The organism is Pseudoduganella danionis, from assembly GCF_009720775.1.
Classification (GTDB): Bacteria; Pseudomonadota; Gammaproteobacteria; order Burkholderiales; family Burkholderiaceae_D; genus Rugamonas; species Rugamonas danionis.
In genome coordinates this window covers 1-23,191 of sequence record NZ_WNKW01000005.1, presented here as the reverse complement: position 1 = coordinate 23,191, position 23,191 = coordinate 1, and the positions used below count along the sequence as shown (strand labels likewise).

15 protein-coding genes are annotated in these 23,191 nt (G+C 61.7%); 7 read left to right on the top strand and 8 right to left on the bottom strand.

Going from position 1 to position 23,191, the window contains the following annotated elements; all coding sequences use genetic code 11:
* Positions 1-11: 11 nt before the first annotated feature.
* From GM655_RS16740 to GM655_RS16715, 6 genes are all read right to left on the bottom strand, one after another.
* Positions 12-3,671: a PAS domain S-box protein gene (locus tag GM655_RS16740; protein WP_155435838.1), complete on the bottom strand. Its 3,660-nt coding sequence runs from the start codon at positions 3,669-3,671 to the stop codon at positions 12-14.
* 286 nt (positions 3,672-3,957) lie between these two features.
* Complete coding sequence (locus GM655_RS16735; RefSeq protein ID WP_155435837.1) at positions 3,958-4,965, bottom strand: sensor domain-containing diguanylate cyclase; 1,008 nt, start codon at positions 4,963-4,965, stop codon at positions 3,958-3,960.
* 282 nt (positions 4,966-5,247) lie between these two features.
* Positions 5,248-7,962, bottom strand: a complete 2,715-nt coding sequence (locus GM655_RS16730; RefSeq protein ID WP_155435836.1) for a TonB-dependent receptor — start codon at positions 7,960-7,962, stop codon at positions 5,248-5,250.
* A 47-nt stretch (positions 7,963-8,009) separates the two neighbouring features.
* On the bottom strand, positions 8,010-9,233 hold the full coding sequence (locus tag GM655_RS16725; protein WP_155435835.1) for an MFS transporter: 1,224 nt from the start codon (positions 9,231-9,233) through the stop codon (positions 8,010-8,012).
* Positions 9,230-10,138 carry a carbohydrate kinase family protein gene (locus tag GM655_RS16720; RefSeq protein WP_196308795.1) on the bottom strand — a complete coding sequence of 303 codons (909 nt, stop codon included), beginning with the start codon at positions 10,136-10,138 and terminating at the stop codon, positions 9,230-9,232. Before GM655_RS16720 ends, GM655_RS16725 begins: the two co-directional genes overlap by 4 nt.
* A 119-nt stretch (positions 10,139-10,257) precedes the next feature.
* A complete protein-coding gene (locus GM655_RS16715) occupies positions 10,258-11,505 on the bottom strand; it encodes an ROK family transcriptional regulator (RefSeq protein ID WP_155435833.1) in 1,248 nt (415 codons plus the stop codon).
* Between the two features lie 168 nt (positions 11,506-11,673).
* Between GM655_RS16715 and GM655_RS16710 the strand changes: the two genes are divergently transcribed.
* The 6 genes from GM655_RS16710 (at position 11,674) to GM655_RS16685 (ending at position 21,186) form a co-directional block, all read left to right on the top strand.
* Positions 11,674-13,572 carry a glycoside hydrolase family 9 protein gene (locus tag GM655_RS16710; RefSeq protein WP_155435832.1) on the top strand — a complete coding sequence of 633 codons (1,899 nt, stop codon included), beginning with the start codon at positions 11,674-11,676 and terminating at the stop codon, positions 13,570-13,572.
* Positions 13,573-13,706: 134 nt separating this feature from the next.
* The gene (locus GM655_RS16705) at positions 13,707-14,864 is read left to right on the top strand and encodes an efflux RND transporter periplasmic adaptor subunit (RefSeq protein WP_155435831.1); all 1,158 of its coding nucleotides are present in this window, start codon (positions 13,707-13,709) and stop codon (positions 14,862-14,864) included.
* Between the two features lie 9 nt (positions 14,865-14,873).
* The gene (locus GM655_RS16700; RefSeq protein WP_155435830.1) at positions 14,874-17,975 is read left to right on the top strand and encodes a multidrug efflux RND transporter permease subunit; all 3,102 of its coding nucleotides are present in this window, start codon (positions 14,874-14,876) and stop codon (positions 17,973-17,975) included.
* 18 nt (positions 17,976-17,993) lie between these two features.
* Positions 17,994-19,361, top strand: coding sequence for an efflux transporter outer membrane subunit (locus tag GM655_RS16695; protein ID WP_155435829.1), 1,368 nt, complete (start codon positions 17,994-17,996; stop codon positions 19,359-19,361).
* Between the two features lie 17 nt (positions 19,362-19,378).
* Positions 19,379-20,116 carry a response regulator gene (locus GM655_RS16690; RefSeq protein WP_155435828.1) on the top strand — a complete coding sequence of 246 codons (738 nt, stop codon included), beginning with the start codon at positions 19,379-19,381 and terminating at the stop codon, positions 20,114-20,116.
* A complete protein-coding gene (locus GM655_RS16685; protein ID WP_155435827.1) occupies positions 20,113-21,186 on the top strand; it encodes an ATP-binding protein in 1,074 nt (357 codons plus the stop codon). Before GM655_RS16690 ends, GM655_RS16685 begins: the two co-directional genes overlap by 4 nt.
* A gap of 104 nt (positions 21,187-21,290) precedes the next feature.
* On the opposite strand, the gene GM655_RS16680 is transcribed toward GM655_RS16685, so the two are convergent.
* Positions 21,291-21,608, bottom strand: a complete 318-nt coding sequence (locus GM655_RS16680; protein WP_155435826.1) for a hypothetical protein — start codon at positions 21,606-21,608, stop codon at positions 21,291-21,293.
* A gap of 544 nt (positions 21,609-22,152) precedes the next feature.
* Between GM655_RS16680 and GM655_RS16675 the strand changes: the two genes are divergently transcribed.
* The gene (locus GM655_RS16675) at positions 22,153-22,905 is read left to right on the top strand and encodes a substrate-binding periplasmic protein (protein WP_229632614.1); all 753 of its coding nucleotides are present in this window, start codon (positions 22,153-22,155) and stop codon (positions 22,903-22,905) included.
* A gap of 197 nt (positions 22,906-23,102) precedes the next feature.
* Here the strand turns inward: GM655_RS16675 and GM655_RS16670 are convergent.
* Positions 23,103-23,191 (bottom strand): IS3 family transposase (locus GM655_RS16670; protein ID WP_155436109.1); only part of this gene is annotated, 89 nt, incomplete at its 5' end.

Genomic DNA, 23,191 nt, shown 5'->3' with positions numbered 1-23,191 from the left:
GCTTGGGTTCTTTATGGGGCAACTGGCTGATCGAATTGCTGAATCAGCCCGGATATCTCTTGATGCGCCTGCTCGAAATCGAAATTGTCCAGCGCTGCCTGCAATCGCGCCGCCGGCCCCGCTTCCAGCGCCGGCATCAGCAGGCCGATCGCCTCGTCGTCGAACGTACTGCGACTGAAGGCTAGCTGCAAACGGCTGAGTAGCGCTGGCATATCGATGACGGCGTGGACAGGTGCTACGCCGCGCTGCGTTTCCGCCTCGTTCTGTAGTTTATCCAGTTCGCTACGGGCCTGTTCCAGCGCGTGCTGCAGCAGCTGCAGCGCGTCAGCATCGAAGGCTGCGCCATTCTCGATGGCTGCGGCCGCGGCGACCACCCGGTTCAAACCCAGATTGGCGGCCGCGCCCTTGATCCTATGTGCGGTCGCAATAATCTGTTCGGCGGGCGCGCTCGCCGTCAGCCCTTGCAGCAGCTCGCCACTGGCGAGGAAATTGCTGATGGCTTTAAGCAGGCTGGCCGGTTCGCGCCAGCGGCTCAATGCGCCATTCCAGTCCAGCCAGACATCACTTGCGACCACGGCAGCAAATGATGCGGCCGGCGCCGGCTGCTCGACATGACCGAGTACGCGCAGGATTTCATCTTCGAGCTCCGCCAGATTCACGGGTTTGGTGGCAAAGCCGCGCATGCCGGCAGCAATCGCTGCATCGCGGTCCTTGCTCAGCACACTGGCCGTGAGCGCGACCACTTCCGGCGCCGCCCGTCCGCTGGCCGCGGCACTGGCCAGTATGCGCCGCGTGGCTTCCAGTCCGTCGACATCCGGCATCTGCACATCCATCAATATCACATCGAACTGGCCAGCCTCGAACGCTTGCACGGCGGCCTGACCGCCATGTGCCGCCTGCACCGTATGGCCTTTATCTTCGAGCATCAGACGCAGCAACTCCAGATTTTCCGGCACATCGTCCGCAATCAGAATGGTCAGCGGCGGCAGTTCCGTGTGACGCACTGCCTTGGTGGCTGCGGCGCCACTACCGACCAGCAGAGGAATGCGTATTTCAAAACGGCTACCCTGCCCCAGCACGCTACTGACCTTGATTTCGCCATCCATCAGATCGACCAGCTGTTTGGCAATGGTCGTGCCCAGCCCTGTTCCACCGAAGCGGCGCGACATCGAAGCATCAGCCTGAGTGAAAGGCGCAAAGATACTGTCGATGCGGTCGGCGGAAATGCCGATGCCGCTATCCTCGATCACAAAATTCAACTGGCCCGCGCTGGCGCCCACGCGCAGCGCCACCTGCCCTTGCTCGGTGAATTTCACCGCATTGCCCAGTATATTGGTCAGTATCTGGCGCAGCCTGAGCTCGTCCGAACGGATGTACACGGGGCACGCGGCACTGTAGTCATAATCGAGCCGGATATGTTTCGCATCGGCCTGGATGCGGAAGGTGCTGATCAGCTGCTCGCAAAGCTCGGGCAGCGAGAAATCGCGACTCTCCAGTTCGATGGCGCCGCGCTCCAGCTTGGCCGTATCGAGTATGTCGTTAAGCAGACCCAGCAGCGAGCGGGCCGACTGTTTGACCGTTTTGAGATAGCCGCGCTGCTTCTGATCGAGCTCGGTCTTCAACAGGATTTCCGTAAAGCCGATGATGGCATTCATCGGTGTGCGGATCTCGTGGCTCATATTGGCCAGGAACATGCCTTTGGCTGCCGACGCCTGCTCGGCCACATCTTTGGCGCTGATCAGGTCTTCTTCGATCGCCTTTCTCTGCGCCAGATCGGCAGCCAGCTTCACCACTTTCCATGGTTTGCCATCCGTATCAAGGATGGGGTTATAGGCTGCCTGCAGCCACACTTTTTTGCCATGCTTGCCGACACGCTGGTACTCGCCGCTCTGGAAACGCCCTTCGCGCAGCTTGTTCCAGAACGCGGCATAGTCAGCACTGACGGCTTCGTCCGGCGTGCAGAGCATCTTGTGGTTCTTGCCCTGCAGCTCAGCAAGGCTGTAGCCGGTCAGCTTCTCGAAATTCTCGTTCACATCGAGGATATTGCCCTGCATATCGAATTCTGCCACGGCCAGCGATTTGCGAATCGCCATCACGATGCCCTGGTATTCGGCTGCCTGTATCTTGGAAGCGGTAATATCGAGCATCACGCCGTCTATCCACAGCGCTTTGCCATCCTCGCCGTACACGCCGCCCGCGCTTTCCGATAACCAGCGCTCGCTGCCATCGCGGCGCAGGATGCGGTACTCGATGCTGTAGGAGACGCGCTGCTCGATGGCGTCAGCCACGGCCGTGCGCACCGCGTCGATATCGTTACGGTGTATCAGATCGGCATAGCTGACCCGCTTGCTCATGAACTCTTCGCGGCCCCAGCCCGTCAGCGCCAGCACGGAATCGCTGATGAAGATCTTGCTCCATTCGGCATCCACTCTGCTGCGGAAAGAGACGCCGGGGATGTTGGCGATCAGCGTGCGGTATTTGGCTTCGCGCTCCTGCAGTTCGGTCTGCATGGTGATGCGTTCGCTGATATCGGTAACAAAGCCGACGAAAAACTGTTCGCGCATGGTGTGCGCCTGCCCCACGGCCAGCCGGATCGGGAAGGTCGTGCCATCGGCACGGCGGGCCGTCACTTCGCGGCTCTGCCCTATCACCTTCGCATTGCCCGTCGCCAGAAAATCGGCGATGAACTGATTGTGCTTGCTGTGGTAAGGCTCCGGCATCAGCACATGCACATTGCGCCCGATTAGCGCCTCGCTGGACCAGCCAAACATGCGTGAGACGGCAGCGTTAGCCGCCAGCACCGTACCCTTGGAATCGATGGTGATGATGCCGTCCAGCGCCGTATCGACTATCGCGCGCAGGCGCTCCTCATTTTCCTGCATGCGATTGTACAGCTGGCGCATGCGCAGCAGGAAATTGCCGGCCAAAATCAGACCGCTGGCAATCACCGTCACGATGGCGATAATCAGTGCCAGATAATGGTTCTCTTCGCCACTGGTAACGTCGTCCGTACCGGACAGGCTGATAAAACGGGCCGCCGCCATGCCGGTGTAATGCATGGCTGAAATCGCCAGCCCCATCACGGTTCCACCGATTAAGATCGCCGGCAAATTGCCCAGACGGCCGCGCTGCTTGAGGTCAAAGCGTATCCACAAGGCCAGCACGGCCATGCCCACCGCCACCACCAGCGACAGCAAGAACCAGCCCGAGTCATAGCGCAGCAGATACGCCATATGGATGGCGGCCATGCCCGAATAATGCATCAGGCCTATGCCGGCTCCCATCACGGTGCCGCTGACCAGCAGTTCGCGCTTGCTGAAATCGTCCTTGCTGAGCAGGTTCAGGGCAAACCATGACGCCAATATGCCGGGCACCATGGACATGGCAGTCAGCAGCTTGCTATAGCTGACCGTGGCACAGAAGCTGTAGGCCAGTATGCCGATGAAGTGCATGGACCAGATACCTACCCCTAGCGCCACGGAACCCGACAGCAGGGCAAACTGCTTGTGCAAACGGGTTTCCGCCAGCTGGGCCAGCCCGGCCATCTGCATGGCCATCATGGAACTGAATACGGCGATCAGGATGGAGAGCGCTACCAGAGGCAAGGAATAGCTGCCGCTCACATACAGAGCTTCGGAAATTCCGGGCGAGGTAAAAAAATATTCGAACATGTGCAAATCCTGAACTTGGGCTCATCCTGGCATGGGTATGCTGCAACGACAGCCACTTTATTATAGTAAAGCAACTTATTGATGCAGGACAGATAAAGCGGGGGCAAATTCGCAGCTAAGTGAGCTTAGGCAGGAATTTTCCAAGGATTTGTATTGGACAATTGTGGAATTTCTATCTCTGTCGTGGCATATCCTGCGCCACTATTCCAACAGCAGCTAGCTGCTCAGCCGTGCCGTGCAGGGGTAGTCGCCGCTCGAGCAGTTGGCCGGCGTGGCGGCCTGCCGCTTATTTTTCCACTGCAAGCAGGCGTTGCTGCTTGGCGCGGTACATGGATTGATCGGCCTGATCCATCAGTTCATCCAGATCGTAACCATGTTCGGGACAGATTGCATAGCCTATGCTGGCGGCCAGCGCCAATTCACGGGCTTCGTACATGAAAGGCGCGCTGATGGCCTGCCTGAATAGTGCACATTTGTCTTCCATGCTGGCACGGTCCCGTACATTGGGGAGCAGTACGGCAAACTCATCACCGCCCAGACGGGCGACCAGATCACCTTCACGCAACACCCTGCGGATGCGCTCTGCCGCTTCGCAAATGGCAGCATCGCCTGCCCGGTGTCCGCGGCTATCATTGATGGTTTTCAAGCCATCCAGATCGATGCTCATGATACCCAGGCGGCTGCGCGAACGCCGTGCCACGGCCAATTGCTGGCGCAAACGGTCGTAGAACAGGGAGCGATTGGCGATGCCGGTCAAATCGTCATGGGTCGCCCGAATGTACAGGTCGCTGGACTCGTATTTGGCAGCATTGAAGATGGCGGCTCCAATCAGCTCGGATAACAAACCCAGTATCAATGCGATTTCGGGACTGAACGCGTGGGTGCGGGTGGCGATGACTTTCAGCACCCCGACGATGTGGCTATCGTGGCGCAATGGCACCACGAGCATGGAGCGGAAGCCGACCTTGCGGCAGGCAGGCCGATCCACGCGCGGATCAGTTTCCGAGTCGTCACATTGGAGGATGCGGTTTTCTGTCACGCATAGGCCCGACAGGCTGCCGCTACGCTGCAGGCGCAAGCCGAGCTGGCCTTCGGCTATGCCGGCCGTGGCGCGATACACCATCTCGTCGCCTTCCGCCAGCTCCACCACCGCGCCATCTGCATGGCATAGCGACGAAGCATACTGGCACACCAGATGCATGACGCCACCCAAGTCCAGGCCCAAACGGGCAATTTCCGTTTGGACACGGATAACTTCTAGCAAGACCGCCGGCTCGATGCTGTTCGCTTTCATACCTATACCCACCGTTGTACTTGCTGCCAGTGTGGCGCATAGCATATGAAAAGCCAATCTCATGCCAGGGTCTGACCTAGCATACTAGCTCTACCGCAACAGACATAGCGCGCACACGGGGCGTAGCAGCGGCACAGCCCGGTGTGTAGCGTTAGCGACGCCCGGCCGGTTTGCTTGTGTGGACGTCAGGCAACTTGATCTTCCATATATTCCGCACACGAATAGCCTAGCCATGCGGCAACCGTGCCGCGGCGGCGGCACGCCATCTCCCGCACGCGCGCCTTACCTGGCGATTTTCACCCCGAAGAACAGCTGGCGCCCATTTGAATAAAAGGCCTGCGGACGGTCAGCCGTGGAGTAGTACTTGAGCGTCGGATTGTTCAGGTTCAGCGCATCGAGCGTGAACGTGACGTGATCGTTGAGCTTGTAGTTGACGGAAATAGCCAGCGTCCCCATGCCGGCCGCATACTGCGGCGCCACATTGGCCAACCCGACCAGATAGGCGGAACGGTAGGAATAGGCCAGCCGCGTGCTGAAGCCTGCCTTCTCGTAATACACCTCGGCGTTATAGGTATTGGCAGAGGAACCGACCAGCGAGGCGCCGTCTGCCGTGCGGCCATGGGCGTAGGTGTAGTTGATGGCGGCGCCAAAGTCCTGCCATAGCGGCTGCTGCCAGGCCAGCTCTAAGCCCTTGTTTTTTGCCGCCACATTCAACGGCGTAGTGATGATGAAATCGTCAAACTGGTTAATCGCGGTATTCAGGTAGCGCCGCTTGCTGTAGCCAAAGGCAATGTAGGACGGCATATCCATGTAGAAGGCTGCCGCCGAAAGCACCGACTGCGGCGCGTAATACCATTCCAGCGTGGCATCGGCATTATAGGAACGGACAGGCTTCAGATCGGTATTGCCGCCCGTGCCGGTCGCATTGATGTTGTTCAGTGTGACAGCAGGCGTCAGCGCCGAATAGTCGGGGCGCGACATGGTCTTCGATGCTGCCACGCGGGCCACCAGATCCTTGCTCACATCAAAGCGCAGATTGGCACTCGGCAGCACGTCGACGTAGTTGTGGCTTACCGTCTCGGCCACCGCATGGTTGTCCGCATCGAAGTTATAGCCTAGGCTGCGCTGACGGGTGCCGGCCACACGCAGGCCCACATTACCGCGCCAGCCATCGCCGACTAGATTGGCCATGGCATAGGCCGCGCTGACTTTTTCTTCGATGGCGAAATTACCTTGATAGTTAGGGCCCTGATCGACATTGTTATACAGGCTGTGCCAGAGCGCCACCTTGGCCGGGTCCAGCGTCCAGACATGGGACAGGAAACCGCTGCCGCCCCCCAGACTGCTGCCGTAATTACCGGGCGTGGTTTCGCCATTCCATTGCGGCAGCGGCAGCGTCACGCCGGGGTTGCCCAGGCAGGCCGCCTCGCTATCGGTCGAGCAGCCGAAGTTGTGCCCATCGGCCACCCGCTTGTGGGCTGCAAAGCGCACACCGAACTTGACGCTTTCCAGATGGCCCCAGTCCGTATCGGCCAGCGCGTCGATCTGGGCATAGCGCTCCTGATCCGTCACCTTGGCGCTACTAGACCAGCTGCCGCCGTTGGTCACGTTGGCCGGATTGTTGAAGTTGGCCGTATCCACTCCGGGGAAGGACACGCTAGCTGGCCCGGAAGTGCCGTGCATCTGGTAGGACATGGCGGAGTTGGTCAGATACGCTTCATAGCCATAGTCGTGCGGTGTTTCGCCCAGACCGCGCGTATAGCCCAGCATGCCGGTAATCTGCAGGCGGTCGGTCGGGCGGTACTTGGCCGACAGGTCCAGATAGGACGTCATCGAAGCGGCCTTGGGGCGGTAGATCACATCGCGCAAGCCAGGGAAAGGCTGCTCGCCGCCCGGCGATGCGCCGCTGGGATCGAAATGGGTGACAGGGAAAGTCGCGGCCACCAGCGTGTTATTGCGCACCGTGTAGCTGGTCGGGGCTATGCCTTTTTCCAGCAGATCGGTAGGATTGGCCAGATAATTGGTGTCGTAGTTGGTGCCCTGGAAGTGCGAATAGAAGGCGTTGGCTTCCAGCGTCAGCGTCTTCATCGGTTTGACCTGCACATCGAGCAGGCCGCCCTGACGTTTGCTCTGCTGGGTGAACAGGGCCGAACCGATCTGTGAGGGATACAGCACATCTTTCAGATCAGGATGGGCGGCAATCACATCGGGATGGGTAATCGTGCCCTGCCCCAGCAGGAACAGTTCCTGACCATCGCGACGCTCCTTGCGCGACTCGGAAAACACTTGTGCCAGCACGCCCAGCGTCTTGTCCTCGTTACGCCAGTTCAGCAGCGCATTGACCTGAGGCGAAGTTTTGCGCGGCAAGTCCGCATACATGGCCTGCGCCGTCGCTTCCAGCGTCAGCAACTGCTTGAAGTCCAGCGGCTTGCGCGTGACGATGTTGACATTGCCGGTCGTGCCGCCTTCCGTGATATCGGCCTGCGCACTCTTCAGCACTTCGACCGAGCCGACGATTTCCGACGGCAGCAGCGTAAAGCTGACGCTGCGTCCCACCGTGCCCGTCTGGTCGCCCACATACCAGTCGCCAGTAGCAATGCTATGGCCATTCACGGTAGTCTGGGTCAGGCTGGGATTGGTGCCGCGTATGCTGACGCGGTCGTTTTCCGAAAAGCCGCCTTGCCCGCCCGAGCCTGAACTGATATTTACGCCCGCTACACGCTGCACGGCATCGGCCACGTTCTTGTCCGGCAGCTTGCCGATGTCTTCGGCCGACACCACATCCATCACTGAATCGGCACCGCGTTTGCGCACCAGCGACTTTTCACGCGAGGAGCGCACGCCGGTCACCACCACCTGTTCCACTTCCGCTTCGGCTGTAGCAGCAAGCACGGCAACACTGCCGGCATTCGGCTGCTGCGCCAACGCGCCGCAGCAATACTGGCCCAGCGCCATGGCCACGGCGAGCGCGAGCGGGCTACGAGTGAGTTGTTTCATTTTATCTCCAATCTTGTTGTCAATGGTGGAGCCCCGAACGGCGGGACTTACTGCTGCCCAAACAGCTGCGCAATGGGGAGCGTGTGATTACGGACCAGCGGACGAGCCCAGCCAGCGATGGCCAGAATGAAGCTCAGGGTCAGGAACAGCAGGGTCATCGCCAGGCGCAGCCCGATGCGATCCCCCAGAAAGCCCACCAGCAGCGGCAGCAGCGCGCCGCCGAGGATGCCGGTACACAAGATGCCGGACAGCGCACCGTGATGGGCCGGCACGGAATTGAGTGCCAGCGAAAAAATAATCGAGAACATCACCGACAGGCAGAAGCCTGCTGCGGGGAAGGCCAGCACGGCCTGCGCTGCCGATCCGAACAGCGCCAGCGCCACGCAACCCAGTGCCAGCAAGGAAAACAGTGCCAGCACACGGCGTGAGTCCAGCAGCTTGAGCAGCCCAAGCCCCGTCAGGCAGCCCAGCGCCATCAGCCCCCAGAAGCGCGCCACCGCATCGGCACCGGCGCCGCTGGGCGACAGGTGGTGGTAGGTACTGAGGAATTGCGACATCCAATTGGCCAGCGTCTGCTCGCTGCCCACATAGGCCACCAGCCCGACGAAGAATAGCCACACATCGCGCCGCGCCAGCAGCACCCGGTAGGCCTGCCAGCCGCTGGTCTTTTCATCGTCCTTGAGTGCCAGCGTGGGCAGCGGCAGCAGCTGGTTGGCCACCAGCAGCAGCACGAACAGCACGCTGAACGCCCAGTAGAAGCCTACCCACACACCGGCCGTCGCAGGCGCACCACCCGTGCCGGCCTGCGCCATCATGCGGCTGAACACGAGCGGACTGAGAAAGGAAGCCAGCCCGAAGATCAGCTGCGCCATCACGGAATAGAACGCAAACTGGGCTTCGCCACCGACAGTGCGCAACAAGGGGTTGACCACTACCTGCAGCAGCGCCATGCCCAGCCCGATGGTGAACAGCCCGCCTATCACGGCGGCATAACGCGGCTGGATGGCAATCGCCAGTGCGCCCGCCAGATTGAGCAGAAAAGCCAGCCTCAGCGTGCTGCGCCCGCCCTTGCGTTCCACCAGCAGGCCGCCCGGAATGGAAATCAGGCCATAGGCGAGGAAGAAGGAGAATGGCAGAAAGCCCGCCATGGACAGGCTCAGATGGAACTCTTCTATCATGATGGGCATCAGCGGCCCGATCAGGTTGGTGACAAAGGAAATCACGAACCAGATCAGCATGATGTAAGCCATGATCAGGGCACGCTGGCTCATGCTGCCTCCGCCGTCCAGCCATCCTGCTGCAGACAGCCGGCCAGTTCGCCGGGGACGATGGCGCTGCGCGGGAAGCGCTGCAGAATCGCTACGGCTGCCTGACAGCCTGCCGCCAGCGCCTGTGCCAGACTGCCGCCGCGCAGCCGCATGGCCAGATAGCCGGCATTGAAGGAATCGCCTGCACCTATGGTGTCGAAGATTTCCGCGCGGGCCGAGCGATGGTCGATGCGCTGGCCGGCCTGCAGGCCGGTAACGCCTTGCGCGCCCGTCTTGACGATGATGCTGGCCTCCGGCTGGCTCGCCAGCGCCAGCCGTGCCAGCGCCGTGTCCAGATCAGCCGCGCCGGTAATGCTGAGCGCCTCCAGCTCGTTGATCAGCAAGTGATCGCACAGCGGCAGCCAGCTGGCCACCAGCGCCAGATTGGTGTCGTTCCACTGGTCGGACGGCCAGCCCGTATCAAGCGCTACCTGATAGCCCAGGCCACGGATGGCTTGCAGCAAACGGAGGTAGGCAGCGCGCAAGCGCGGCAACAGGAAGACGCCCGTCAGCAGGACGATGGCGCCCTGGCTGCTGGCGGGCGGCAGGTGGGCCAGCACATATTCGCAGGACAGCTCTTCCAGATGGCCGTGGGTGGTAAAGAAATTGCGCTCGCCGCAGGCGTGCATCAGTCCCACCGACACCGTGCTGGGCCGGTCGCAGATTTGCAGATCGGTACGCACGCCGTGGAACTGGGCTTGCAGCAGGCGGCCCAGTTCGTCGTTGCCGATGGCCGAGATCAGATGGGCCGGCAAGCCCAGATGGCGCAAGGCCAGCGCCGTGTTGGCTGCCGAACCGCCGGCACGCAACTCGCTGCGCGGCAGCAGCACTTCCGTGCCTATCTGGGGCCAGCCGTCGATAGACCCCATGACGAGATCAACGCCGAGGTCACCAATAATGGTTAAAGGGGGATGAGGTGTGTTCATGCCCCCAACTGTAGAACACGATTATTCCAGTGTCAATAAATAAAACCATTGGATGTATTTAATCAGACACTCCCTGTCCGGCGCTGTTGCCCCAGCAGTTCTGCTGCGTCCAGCTCGCTGCGCGGCTCCGATTGCAGCACGTCCAGACGGGGCAATAACATGTCGTACAAAGGCAACACGGCCGCACCTAAAATCGAACTATCCTGCTCGCGCTCGGACAGCATGATGCGCTGGGCCGCACCCGGCACGCCGCCCCGCACGGAACGGTGCAGCGGCTGCGCCAGCTCGACCAGATGGGCCACCAGCGCCTTCGGCGCCGAACCGCCGATCACGATGGTATGAGGGTCCAGCATGTTTTCGATGGTGCAGATGGCATCGCGCAGACAGGCGGCAGCGGACTCGCACCATGCTGTGAACGCGGGCTGGCCACCCTGCTCTATCCATTGCTCGATGGGGCTGTCGTGGATCTTGCTGCTCTCCACACCGAGCGCCTCGGCCAGCGAAAACAGCGAGACATAGCGCTCCAGACAGCCGCTATTGCCGCAATAGCAGGCGCGCCCGTCCTTGACCACGGGAATGTGGCCGATTTCCGTAGCATTGCCGCTGGCGCCGCGATAGGCCGAACGGCCATCGACCAGCACCCCGCCCAGCCCCATGCCCATATGCAGATAGAAGAAGTTATCGATGGATTTGGCCACGCCGAACAGGTTTTCGCCCAGCGCGCCGGCCACGCTGTCGACGCTGTAGAACACGGGCAGGCCCGTTGCATGGCGCAAATCGTCCAGCACGGCCAGATTGCCCCAGCCTTCCAGCGAGGTGGGGCCGATGAAACTGACTTCGGTCGTCACCAGCGGCCCCGGCAGCGCCACGCCCACGCCCCAGATCCGCCCCTGCGCCCCGCGCCGCAGCTCGCGTACCAGATCGAGCATGGCCAGCAGCACGCGCTGGGGATCGGACGTATCGACCTCGACGTGGCGGCGCTCCTGCACCTCGCCCACCAGACTGACCAGTGCGGCCGAAGCCTTGCCGTTTTCCAGACTGATGCCGATGGCGCCGCCCGCAGCCGGATTGAGGGCAAATTCTATCGGCGGCTGGCCACGTGCCTTATCGGCTTTCTGGCGGCGCGAAACGATCAGGCCTATGGCCTCCAGATCATTGGTAATGTTGGTCACGGTCTGGGGGCTGAGCGACACGCTATCGACGATTTCCTTGCGGGACATCGCGCCTTGCTGGCGTATGAGGTCGAGTACGACGCGCCGGTTATAAGGTGCGCTCGATTGTTGATTCGTGCCGCGAGCTGTGATTTTCATGAAAGAGCATTCAGACAGTAAAGCGTAAATGATACCGCAAGCAAGCGCGGATGACGGACTGCTAGTCGCTCAATAATAAATACAATCAATGTTTGTAATGATTGACGCAGCCCCGGCCTGTCCGTATAGTGCAGCGGACAGCCCATCCCCACCAGAAAAAGGCGCACCATGAGACGAACTCCGCTAGTCCGACTACTCCCCCTGATCCTGCTCGTCGCCGGCAGCACATTCGCCAGCGGCCGGGCCAGCGCCGCCAGCACGCCAGAGGCGAGCGCCATACTGCCGATCAGCGCCACCGCCCCGCTCAGCGTGCAGATCAATCAGGTGGCGCTGGACAGCCGTGGCCCGAAGATCGCGCTGGTCGAAGCACGCAGCGCGCTCACTCAGGGGCACTACCGCATACTGCGCAACGCGCAGCAGGTCGGCAGCGGCCCGTTGCAAGCCCTGCCCGCCTTTAGCGACTGGGGCACCGGCCTGCACTATTTTGCCGTCGACTTCTCGCGCCATACCGAAGCGGGCGACTACCAGATCGAAGTCGAGCTCGATGGCCAGCTGGCCACTACGCCCGCCGTGCCGGTCAGCGACAACGCCCTGTTCACCCGCACGGCCACCCAGTTGCTCGACTACTTCCGCAAGAGCCGCAACACCAGTGCAGCCGATCACCGCATACGCATCTTCGGCACCCAGCGTTTTGTCGATGTCTGGGGCGGCTGGAACGATGCGGGCGGCGATAACGGCAAATACCTGTCGCACCTGTCGTATGCCCACTTCTTCAATCCCCAGCAAGCTTCGCTGGCCACCTGGGTGCTGGCCAGCACGGCCGATCAGGCGCCCGAACTGTACCGGCAGGCCGGGCTGGAAACGGCCGTACGCGAAGAAGCCTTCTGGGGCGCCGACTATCTGCACCGCATACTGGACCGGCAAGGCTATTTCTACCTGACGGTATTCGACAAATGGGGCACCGACAATGCCGAACGTGTGGTGACCGGCTTCGAAGGCATAGACGGCGTCTACACCAAAAACTACAAATCCTCTTTCCGCGCCGGCGGCGGCATGGCTATTGCCGCACTGGCAAGGGCGGCGCTGCTGGCGCGCCACACGGGCCAGCATGGCCAGTACACGGCGGCAAGCTATCTGGCCGATGCGGAGCGCGCCTTTGCCCACTTACAGAAGCACAACCGCGACTACTGTAGCGACGGTGAGGAAAACATCATCGACGACTACACGGCGCTGATGGCCGCTGTCGAACTGCATCACGCCACACGTCAGCCGCGCTACCTCGCTGCGGCGCGGCTGCGCGCTGCCAGCCTGTCCGCCCGCCTCAAGCCTGGCGGCTATTTCACCAGCGATCAGGCCGACCGGCCGTTCTACCATGGCGTCGAAGCGGGCCTGCCCATCATCAGTCTGGCCTACTATCAGGCCATCGAAACCGATGCGGGCTTGCGCGCGCAAGCGCAACTGACCATCGCCACGGCGCTGGAGCAGCAGCTGGCGCTCAACCGCGAGGTGGCCAATCCCTACAACTATGCGCGCCAGATATTCCGCACGTTTGAACAGGGCAAGCTGTCCGGCGAATTGCAGCGCGGCTTCTTCATGCCGCATGTGAACGAGACGGGCTACTGGTGGCAAGGCGAGAGCGCACGCCTGTCCTCGCTCAGCACGGCAGCGCTGCTGGGCGGCCGCATCAGCCATGCCGATGCGGCCGGTCCTTACGGCGTACATCAGGATCTGGCCGAGTTCGCCCAGAATCAGGTGGACTGGACGCTGGGCCGCAACCCGTATGGCATGACCATGCTGTATGGCTACGGCCAGCGCAACCCGCCACATGCGGAGAGCGCCGGCACCATGCTGGTTGGCGGCATCTCCAACGGCATCACGGGCGCGCAGGATAGCCCCACCGGCGCCGGCATAGAATTCAGCCCCGGTCCCGACGAAAACCAGTGGCGCTGGGTGGAGCAGTGGCTGCCGCATAGCGCTTGGATGCTGTTCAATGCGACGGCCATGGCGCCAGCCCCCAAGCCATCGCATGAGCCGGCGCGCACAGCGTCGCCTTCACCATCCCGCTAGCCCCTACATCGGCCCGGCCCCGCGCTAGCGCGGCGGCCGGGTACTGCGCGTCTCCACATAATCTCCATAAACATTCCACAGATTATTCACCACCCAGCCCCATAATAGTAGTTTTACAAGCTTGCAGGACTACTATGGATTTCAGAAGCAGAAATTACTGGTGGCTGTGGCTGCCTGTTCTAGGCCTGAGCGCCTGTACCGGCACGCCGCCATCGGAGCCGCCTGCGGCGCCGCCTGCGGCGCCGGCCGCAGTCTCCGTCCTGACCATCCAGCCACAGGACATCACCTTGCAGGACACCTTGCCCGGCCGGGTGGTCGCCGTGCGCAGCGCAGAAATCCGTCCGCAGGTGGGCGGCATCGTCGTGCGCCGCCTGTTCGAACAGGGCAGCGAAGTGCGTGCCGGCCAGCCGCTGTACCAGCTCAATCCGGCGCCTCTGAAGGCGGAACTGGCTGCGGCCCAGGCCGCGCTGGCCCACGCCGAAGTCACTTATGCGCGCAGCCAGCGTCAGGCTGAACGCCTGCGTCCCCTGCTCGACGCCGACGGCGTCAGCCAGCAAGCCTATGATGATGCCGTATCGGAGCGCGATATGGCGCAGGCCAATCTGGCACAGGCCCGCGCCAATCTGCAGCGCAGGCGGCTGGATCTGGAATATGCCACAGTACAGGCGCCCATCTCCGGCCGCATCGGCGCCGAGCTGGTGTCCGAAGGCACGCTGGTGGCGCCCACCGATAGCGCACCGATGGCACGCGTGCAGCAGATCGACCAGGTCTATGTCGATGTACTGCGTCCTGCCAGCACCTTGCTGGTGCGCCAGCCTGACCATAAGTCCGCGCCGCCCGTCACCATCCTCAGCGCCGATGGGAGGCCATACGAGGGCACCGCTCGCGTGCTGCTGCAAGAACAGCAGGTCGACCCGGCCACGGGCGACAGCAATGTACGCATACTGGTGAACAACCCCGACCATGTGCTGCTGCCGGGCATGTTCGTGCGCGCCAGCATGGCGCGCGCCAGCGCCGCCCCGCAGCTGCTGGTGCCACAGCAGGCCGTGCAGCGCAGTGCCGACGGCCAGGCCTATGTCTGGGTGATCGACAAGACCCAGCGCGCGATGCAGCGTCAGGTGAATGTGGGCGAGGTGATTGCCCACCAATACCTGATTCATAGGGGCCTGCAGGCCGGCGAACTGCTCGTCGTCGAAGGGCAGGAACATCTGCACGCAGGCAGCGTTACCAAACCACGCCTGTGGCGCAGTGCGACGGCAGCCGCTGGCAACAGCGGCAATACCCGCCAATAAGGAAATCCGATGTCCGCATTTTTCATCCACCGGCCCGTGTTTGCCTGGGTCGTCGCGATCTTTATCATACTGGCCGGCCTGCTGGCCTTGCCCGAACTGCCGATAGCGCGTTTTCCTTCGGTAGCGCCGCCCAGCGTCTCGATAGGCGCCAGCTATCCGGGCGCCTCGCCCCAGACCATGAACGATGCCGTGATCGGCCTGATCGAGCGCGAGCTGTCCGGCGTAAAAAATCTGCTGTACTTCGAATCATCGAGCGACACCTCGGGCTCGGCTTCGATCAGCGTCACCTTCAAACCCGGCACCAATCCGGAACTGGCCCAGGTCGATGTACAGAATCGCCTGAAGGCGGTCGAGTCGCGCCTGCCGCAAGCGGTGCGCCAGAATGGCCTGTCGGTGGAATCGTCGTCATCGAGCTTCCTGATGATCGTCAGCATCAACTCCACCCGCAAACATGACGAACAGGAGCTGGGCGACTATCTGGCGCGCAATGTGGTGGACGAGCTGCGCCGCGTGCCCGGCGTAGGCCGGGTCCAGCTGTTCGGCGCCGAGCGCGCCATGCGGGTCTGGGTCGATCCTGTCAAGCTGATCGCCTATCAGCTGTCCATGGGCGATGTGACCGCTGCCATCACCCAGCAAAATCTGGTGATCGCTCCGGGCCGGGTGGGCGACGCGCCCGCTGTAGCGGGGCAGATGGTCACTACACCGCTGACCGTGCAAGGCCAGCTGCGTACGGCGGAAGAATTCGGCGCTATCGTGCTGCGTGCCCAGCGCGGCGGCGGCAACGTCACGCTGGCCGACGTCGCCCGCATCGAACTGGGTTCGCGCGACTATACTTTCCGCGCGAGGGAAAACGGCAAGACCACGGCTGGTGCTTCGGTCTCCCTGTCGCCCGGCGCGAACGCCGTCGCCACGGCAGCCCAGCTACGCGCACGGCTGGATGATCTGTCCAAAGCCCTGCCGGCGGGCATGGAATTTACCGTGCCCTTCGACACCGCTCCCTTCGTCAAAATCTCGATAGAGAAAGTGCTCGTCACGCTGTGCGAAGCCATGCTGCTGGTCTTCCTCGTCATGTATCTGTTCCTGCAGAAGCTGCGCTACACGCTGATCCCCGCCGTGGTCGCCCCGATCGCGCTGCTGGGCACGCTGGCCGTCATGGCGCTGGCCGGCTATTCCATCAACGTGCTGACCATGTTCGGCATGGTGCTGGCCATCGGCATCATCGTCGACGATGCCATCGTGGTGGTGGAAGCCGTGGAACGCCTGATGGCCAGCGAAGGACTGTCGCCGCGTGCGGCCACCCTGCGCGCCATGCAGGAGATCAGCCATCCCATCATCGGCATCACGCTGGTACTGACGGCGGTGTTCATCCCTATGGCGTTCGCGGCCGGTTCGGTGGGAGTGATCTACCGCCAGTTCACCATCGCCATGGCGGTGTCCATCCTGTTTTCCGCCGTGCTGGCACTGACCCTCACGCCCGCCCTCTGCGCCACCCTGCTGCGCCCGATAACGCCGGAGCAGCACCATCAGAGCCGTTTCTTTGTCTGGTTCGACCAGCAGTTCGAACGCCTGACGCAGCAATACACCTGGCTCGCCGGCAAACTGATACAGCGTAGCGGACGCATGCTGCTGATCTATGCCGTGCTGACCGGCTCTGTGGTGGCCGGCTTCAGCCTGCTGCCCTCGGCCTTCCTGCCGGAAGAAGATCAGGGTTATTTCATGACCTCGTTCCAGCTGCCGGCCGATGCCACCATGGACCGCACCATGCGCGTGGTGCAGCAATATGAACAGCATCTGGCCAGCCGCCCCGGCATCGATGTCAATCAGTCGCTGCTGGGCTTCAGCTTCTCCGGTTCCGGTCCCAACGCGGCCATGGCCTACACCATGCTGAAGGACTGGAAAGATCGCCATGGCGCCAGCGTGGCAAAAGAGGTAGAGCTGGCCCAGACGGCCATGGCTAGCGCGGGCGAAGGCACCATCATGGTGGTGATGCCGCCGGCCATCGATGAACTGGGCAACTCCGCGGGCTTCTCGCTGCGCCTGCTGGACCGCGGCAATCAGGGCTATGGCGCCTTGCAGGCAGCACAGGCCCATCTGCTGAATCTGGCCGCGAAGAGCCCATTGCTGGCCGGCGTCTATGCCGATCAGCTCCCACCGGGCAACAGCATCCAGCTCGAGATCGACCGCCAGAAAGCCGAGACCCTGGGCGTGCCGTTCAGCGCCATCGCCGACCTGCTGGTCAATGCGACCGGCTCCAGCTATGTCAACGACTTCCCCAATGCAGGCCGGATGCAGCAGGTGATCGTGCAGGCCGATGCGGCCGCACGCATGCAGCTCGACGACGTGCTGGCACTCCGCGTGCGCAACAACGACGGCAAGATGGTCGCACTGGCGCAACTGGTCAAGCCGCACTGGCAGCAAACACCTTTGCAGCTGAACCGCTATCAGGGCTATCTGGCAGCGCGCCTTAGCGGCACTGCGGCGCCCGGCGTCTCGAGCGGCGCCGCACTCAAGGAAATGGAACGTCTGGGCCGCCAGCTGCCGCCCGGCTATGCGCTGGCCTGGACCGGACAGTCGCTGCAGGAACAGGGTGCTGCCGCCCAGGCGCCGCTGCTGATGCTGCTCTCGATGCTGGTGGTCTTCCTGGTCCTGGCGGCCCTGTATGAAAGCTGGACCATACCGCTGGCGGTGATGCTGGTGGTGCCGCTCGGTCTGTTCGGCGCGCTGACGGCAGTGATCCTGCGCGAGCTGCCCAACGACGTCTTCTTCAAAGTCGGCCTGATTACCATCATCGGCCTGTCCGCCAAGAACGCCATCCTGATCATCGAATATGCACGCAAGCTGCACGCCGAAGGCAGCGATCTGACCACGGCAGCCATCAACGCGGCCCACCTGCGCCTGCGCCCTATTCTGATGACCTCACTGGCCTTTACCCTGGGCGTGCTGCCGCTGATGCTGGCCAGCGGCGCCAGCGCGGAAACCCAGCAGGCCATAGGCACTGGCGTGTTCGGCGGCATGCTGGCCGCCACGGTGCTGGGCGTGCTCTTCGTCCCCGTGTTCTTCGTCATCGTGGTCGGCGCGGCGCAAGCACTGCAACGCCGCTACCGCAAGTAAGTAGTAAGGAACTGAACCATGCAACCCACCATAGTCCTGTGCCTCTGCTTGGGCACGCTCACCGCATGCAGCCTGACGCCGCCCCGCCCGCCTACCGCCGTGCAACTACCGGCCAGCTACCGGCAAGTGCCGCCCACCAGCGATAACGCTGCCGAACTGGGCTGGCGTGAAGTGCTGACCGAGCCCCAGCTGCAACAGCTAGTGGCCCTGGGGCTGGAACACAACCGCGATCTGCGCGTGGCCACCCTGAACGTGGCCGCCATGCGGGCCCAGGTCCAGCAACAGGATGCTGCGCTGCTGCCCTCGGTCGATCTGAGTCTGGCTGCCAGCCGCCAGCGCTTAGGGGCAGGCACGCCCGTCCAGCCGCAATACAGTGCAGGCATAGCCAGCACGGCCTTCGAGCTCGATCTGTTCGGCCGCCTGCGCTCGCTATCCGCTGCAGCCCAGGCGCGCTATCTGGCGTCCGATCAGGGCCGGCGTGCTGCCCAGCTCAGTCTGATCAACGCTATCGCCGAAGCCTACCTCGAGCACCAGCGTGCACGGGCACAGCAGCAGCTCAGCGAACGCATGCTGGCGGACTGGCGCAGCACCCTGCACATCACCGAGCAGCAACACCAGGCCAGACAGCGCAGCGGCATAGACCTCAGCGCCGTGCAGGCCCACGTGGCCAGCGCCGAGGCCGATCTGCAGGCGCGCAGCCGTGAACTGCAGCTAGCCAGCCATGCCCTGCAATTCCTGATCGGCACCGAGCTGCCCGCCCCTGCCGCCCTTGCCGACCCGCTCACTGCCGCGCCCGTGCGCACAGTCCTGCCAGCCGGCCTGCCTTCCGACCTGCTGATACGGCGCCCCGATATCATGCAGGCGGAACAGGAACTGCAGGGCGCCCAGGCCGATATCGGCGCCGCCCGTGCCGCTTTCTTCCCCCGCATTGCCCTGACCACCAGCTTCGGTCTGGGCAGCAGCGAATTTGGCGATCTGTTCAAAGGCGCCAGCCGCAGCTGGTCTTTCGCACCGCAGATCACCCAGCCGCTGTTTCACGGCGGGCAGCTGCAGGCCGAACTGAGTCTGGCCAGAATCCGCAGCTCGATGGCGGTGGCCCAGTATGAAAAAGCCATCCAGAATGCGTTCCGCGAAGTCAGCGATGCGCTGGCCGGTTGCCAGACCATCGCGCCACAGATGGAGGCCCAGCAGCGCGTACTGGGCGCCAGCCGGCAGCGGGCGCAATGGGCCGTGCTGCGCTACCGTCAGGGGCTGGACGGACGGCTAGAGCTACTCGATGCGCAGCGTCAGGCTTATGCGGCCGAGGCAGCACTGATCGATCTCCAGCGCGAGCAATACCGCTATGCCCTGGCTTTGTACAAGGCTCTCGGTGGCGGAGTCAGCTGATGCAGTATCATGCTCTGATGAGAACCCCTAGCGCTCCACAGAATAATGAGAGCGACCATCCGTCGCTGATACTGGTGGTCGAAGACGAGGAAGAAATCGCCCAGATCGTCATGGCCTATCTCTCCCGTGCCGGCATGCGCGTGGCCCATGCGGCCGACGGACGCAATGCGCTGGCCATGCATCTGATGCTCAAACCCGACCTGATCCTGCTCGATGTCCAGCTGCCGGAACTCGATGGCTGGGCCGTGCTGGCCCAGTTGCGCCAGCGTGGCGATACGGCCGTCATCATGCTGACGGCCATGGATCAGGACATCGACAAACTGACGGGACTGCGCATCGGCGCCGATGACTATGTGGTCAAGCCCTTCAATCCGGCCGAAGTGGTGGCACGCGTGCAGGCCGTGCTGCGCCGTACCCGCCACCCCGCCACACCGATCCATAAACTGTTGCGCGTCGAAGGCATGGAAATCGATGCGGAAGAACATCAGGCCAGCGTGGTTGAACCCGACGGCAGCCGTCAGGTGCTGAGCCTGACGCTGACAGAATTCCGTCTGCTGGCCCACATGGCGCGCGCGCCCAAGCGCGTATTTAGCCGGGGCGAGCTGCTCGTCAGCTGTCTGCCCGAAGGTGAAACCATGGAGCGCACTGTGGACAGCCATGTCAGCAAGCTGCGCAAAAAACTGGAAGCGAGCGGCCTGCAAGGCAAACTCGAAAGCGTGCGCGGCGTCGGCTACCGTCTCGGAGGCGGTGCATGAAACTCAATGCAGGCATCAGCCGGCAGATTTCGCTATCGATGGCGCTGGTCGTGCTGGGCATCATCGCCATGGTGCAGATCAGTTCCTACGCGCTGTATTTCTGGCTATTGCGCCAATCGCCGGATGCCCTGTGCGATATCACCAACCCGTGGCCGGAAAAGGAAGAAGTCATCTGGCTGATAGTCACGACCATCTGTTCGCTGCTGATTGCCGTACTCGCCGCAGGCCGGCTGTCGCGCCGCATTCTGACACCGCTGAACTCGGTGGCGCAGAGCCTGCGTGCGGTCGCCCAGGGCGATCTGTCGGCGCGGGCGGGCAGCGACCAGCACGCGATGGGCGAAGCAGCGCAGCTGGTCAGCGACTTCAACCTGATGGCCGAACGCCAGCAGCATATGGCGCAGCAGCGGGCTTTCTGGAATGCGGCCATCGCCCATGAATTGCGCACGCCTGTCACCATCCTGCGCGGGCGCCTGCAGGGGATTAACGATGGCGTGTTTGCGGCCGAACCGGCGCAGTTCCAGAGCCTGCTCAAGCAGGTGGAAGGTCTGGGCCATCTGATCGAAGATCTGCGCACGGTAGCGCTGGCCGAGAGCGGCCACCTGCCACTGCAAAAAATCGCCACACGGCTCGACGAAGAAGTGGCCAGCGTGGTCGAACTGGCGCAGCCGCTATGGCAGGCAGGCGGCTTCCGCATCGAAATTGCGCTCAATGTGACCGTGGTCGAGTGTGATCCCATCCGCATCCGGCAGGCGTTGCTGGCCATGCTGGAGAATGCCTGCAAACATGCTACACCCGGCCTGATCCGCATCAGCGCCGAAATTATTCAGGGCCATTGCCATCTGGCCGTCGCCGATCAGGGCCCCGGCATAGCTCCCGCTGCCGCCCAGACCATCTTCGAGGCATTTCAGCGCGGTGCTGCCGTCAGCGCAGGCAAGGCCAGCGGCAGTGGCCTGGGACTGGCCGTCGTCAAGGCAATCGCACTGGCGCACGGCGGCTTTGCCTTCTGGCAGCCTTCCTCGCTGGGCGGCAGCCAGTTTGAAATCTGCTGGCCCATCAACGCATCGGAGTAACTCCGCGATGCCCAGGCGGGGCATTAATGGAGATGCCTGAACAGCGCCGAATGCAGCGCCATCTGCTGCGGGGTGCACTGGTGGCTCTGGTCGCGACGTGGCGCCTATCGAATGTGGAATGCCAGAGTGTCGCACTCACGTCTGGCAAGGTCATCGGGATAGGCCCATTTCACGATATGCCCGCTCCCGTCATAATAGAACTGCCAGCGACAATAGACCGGACGCAGGTAGGAGTATTCGACGATTACAAGCTCATCTAGCGATGCACTTTTCAACGGCAGATCCAGCGGCAAAGCGACTTGCTCGTTGATTTTGCCGACCGCCATATCCAGCTTGGCATTGAAATCGGGATAGCTTGAAGTGTTCGCACAGCCGCCAAGCAAAAATGACAGCGCGACGACCATCGCATGGGGCAATCTCATGTTCGGATTCGGAGTTTGGTTCAAATGGAAATTTCTGGCCGGGTCCGTTCTGCCCGAGCTAAAAGCTGTCGGCCACGGTTGCTCCTGTGATTTGAGTTTAGGCTTCCGCACCACTTTGCCGGGATCCAGACATCGACCATTTCCTTGCCCGGAGGGTTAATGTTCATGCTGACCTGAAGCGCAACACACGAAGCTCCGGCACACACAATAAGGCGATTGTAGTCTCGGACTATGGATATTTGATGGAGAATGGATTGCGCGTCTGTGATGCTCCAAACGGGAGCAAAATATTCCTGCGAGCACAAGCGGCTGCTCTTCTTCCACCCTTGCGGCAAGTAGCTACTACGCCGCCATTCCGATAGCCGATAAGGCGGCGCTACCCGGACGACAAACAGAGAACGTCGCTTCCGCTGCGATAGCAGATGTAGCGGCCTGACAGATCTTTTACAACAGTCGCTTTCGATTTTGGACCAGTAGTGATATTGTCAACATATCATTCTGATATCAAAGAAGTTCTCCGACAGAGGGTTGAATTCATATGCGGATGAGACTATTGCTGTTAATGCTGGCGCTCGGTTTCTTTTGCCGGGCCGCTGATGCACAGCAGAGAGAGCTGACGCTTGTGAGCTTTGATTATCCGCCGCTTATGGAAGCGGCATCAGCGCAGCGGCCGGCCAGCGGAATGGCGGTTGATATCGTCAGCGAAGCGTTCCAGCGTATGAAAGTGCCGATGCGGATAGTGTTCTATCCCTTAGCCCGTGGGCTCGCCATGCTGGAATCGGGGCAGGCGGATGGTATTTTCACGATCAAGAAAAACCCGGAACGGGAAGCCCGCTTCCTCTTCCCGACCCGCCCACTGCTGTCGCAAGACTATGTGATTTTTGTGCGGAAGAATTCCAAGATCGTCTTCGACGGCGATATTACGTCACTCGAAAATATCTCACTGGGCGTCTTGAATCGTGCCTATTACGGCCCGGTGTTCGAAGCCGCGCTGCAGGCTGGCCTCTTCAAGAAACTTGATATCGCCAACAGCCATAAGGGCAACTTCCAGAAACTACTGGCGCAGAGAACCGATGCAGTCATCTGCAGCCGGATAGTAGGCTTGACCTTGCTCAGACAACTTAACGCGGAAAACGAAGTGGTCGTCAGCGGACCAGTATTAGATACAGCCCCCAGTTACATCATGTTCAGCCGGCAGACGATTACGCCTGAATTTATCCGGCAATTCGACGCCACCATCGCAGCAATGCATGAGGACGGCACTTTCGCCTCTATCGCAAAGAAATATCCTCAGTGACGCAACCATCGTAGCGATGATTCGGAGCTGACGAATGAAACTTCAGGCCGCATGCCGTGAAAATCTAGTGATTCACGCCAGCATTCTGGCGACAAATTTCTGGAATCTACTCATAGCAGCATCGCCGGATACTGCAGATCACAAATAAAAAGCCCCTGAAGATGAACTGACCCCAAATAGTTGGACGGTTTAGTTTGCTAGGCAGCCAAGGGCTGAGTCCTATATTGCACAGGACTCAGCCCTTTTAATTTGAGTTTGATGCGGTCGTGATTGTAATAGTGAATGT

Bases quoted from the DNA above. Each gene is read 5' to 3' on its own strand.
- GM655_RS16735 (WP_155435837.1), bottom strand. From the start codon at position 4,965: ATGAAAGCGAACAGCATCGAGCCGGCGGTCTTGCTAGAAGTTATCCGT.
- GM655_RS16710 (WP_155435832.1), top strand. From the start codon at position 11,674: ATGAGACGAACTCCGCTAGTCCGACTACTCCCCCTGATCCTGCTCGTC.
- GM655_RS16690 (WP_155435828.1), top strand. From the start codon at position 19,379: ATGAGAACCCCTAGCGCTCCACAGAATAATGAGAGCGACCATCCGTCG.
- GM655_RS16680 (WP_155435826.1), bottom strand. From the start codon at position 21,608: ATGAGATTGCCCCATGCGATGGTCGTCGCGCTGTCATTTTTGCTTGGC.
- GM655_RS16705 (WP_155435831.1), top strand. From the start codon at position 13,707: ATGGATTTCAGAAGCAGAAATTACTGGTGGCTGTGGCTGCCTGTTCTA.
- GM655_RS16685 (WP_155435827.1), top strand. From the start codon at position 20,113: ATGAAACTCAATGCAGGCATCAGCCGGCAGATTTCGCTATCGATGGCG.
- GM655_RS16715 (WP_155435833.1), bottom strand. From the start codon at position 11,505: ATGAAAATCACAGCTCGCGGCACGAATCAACAATCGAGCGCACCTTAT.
- GM655_RS16740 (WP_155435838.1), bottom strand. From the start codon at position 3,671: ATGTTCGAATATTTTTTTACCTCGCCCGGAATTTCCGAAGCTCTGTAT.
- GM655_RS16730 (WP_155435836.1), bottom strand. From the start codon at position 7,962: ATGAAACAACTCACTCGTAGCCCGCTCGCGCTCGCCGTGGCCATGGCG.
- GM655_RS16725 (WP_155435835.1), bottom strand. From the start codon at position 9,233: ATGAGCCAGCGTGCCCTGATCATGGCTTACATCATGCTGATCTGGTTC.
- GM655_RS16700 (WP_155435830.1), top strand. From the start codon at position 14,874: ATGTCCGCATTTTTCATCCACCGGCCCGTGTTTGCCTGGGTCGTCGCG.
- GM655_RS16675 (WP_229632614.1), top strand. From the start codon at position 22,153: ATGAGACTATTGCTGTTAATGCTGGCGCTCGGTTTCTTTTGCCGGGCC.
- GM655_RS16720 (WP_196308795.1), bottom strand. From the start codon at position 10,138: ATGGGGTCTATCGACGGCTGGCCCCAGATAGGCACGGAAGTGCTGCTG.
- GM655_RS16695 (WP_155435829.1), top strand. From the start codon at position 17,994: ATGCAACCCACCATAGTCCTGTGCCTCTGCTTGGGCACGCTCACCGCA.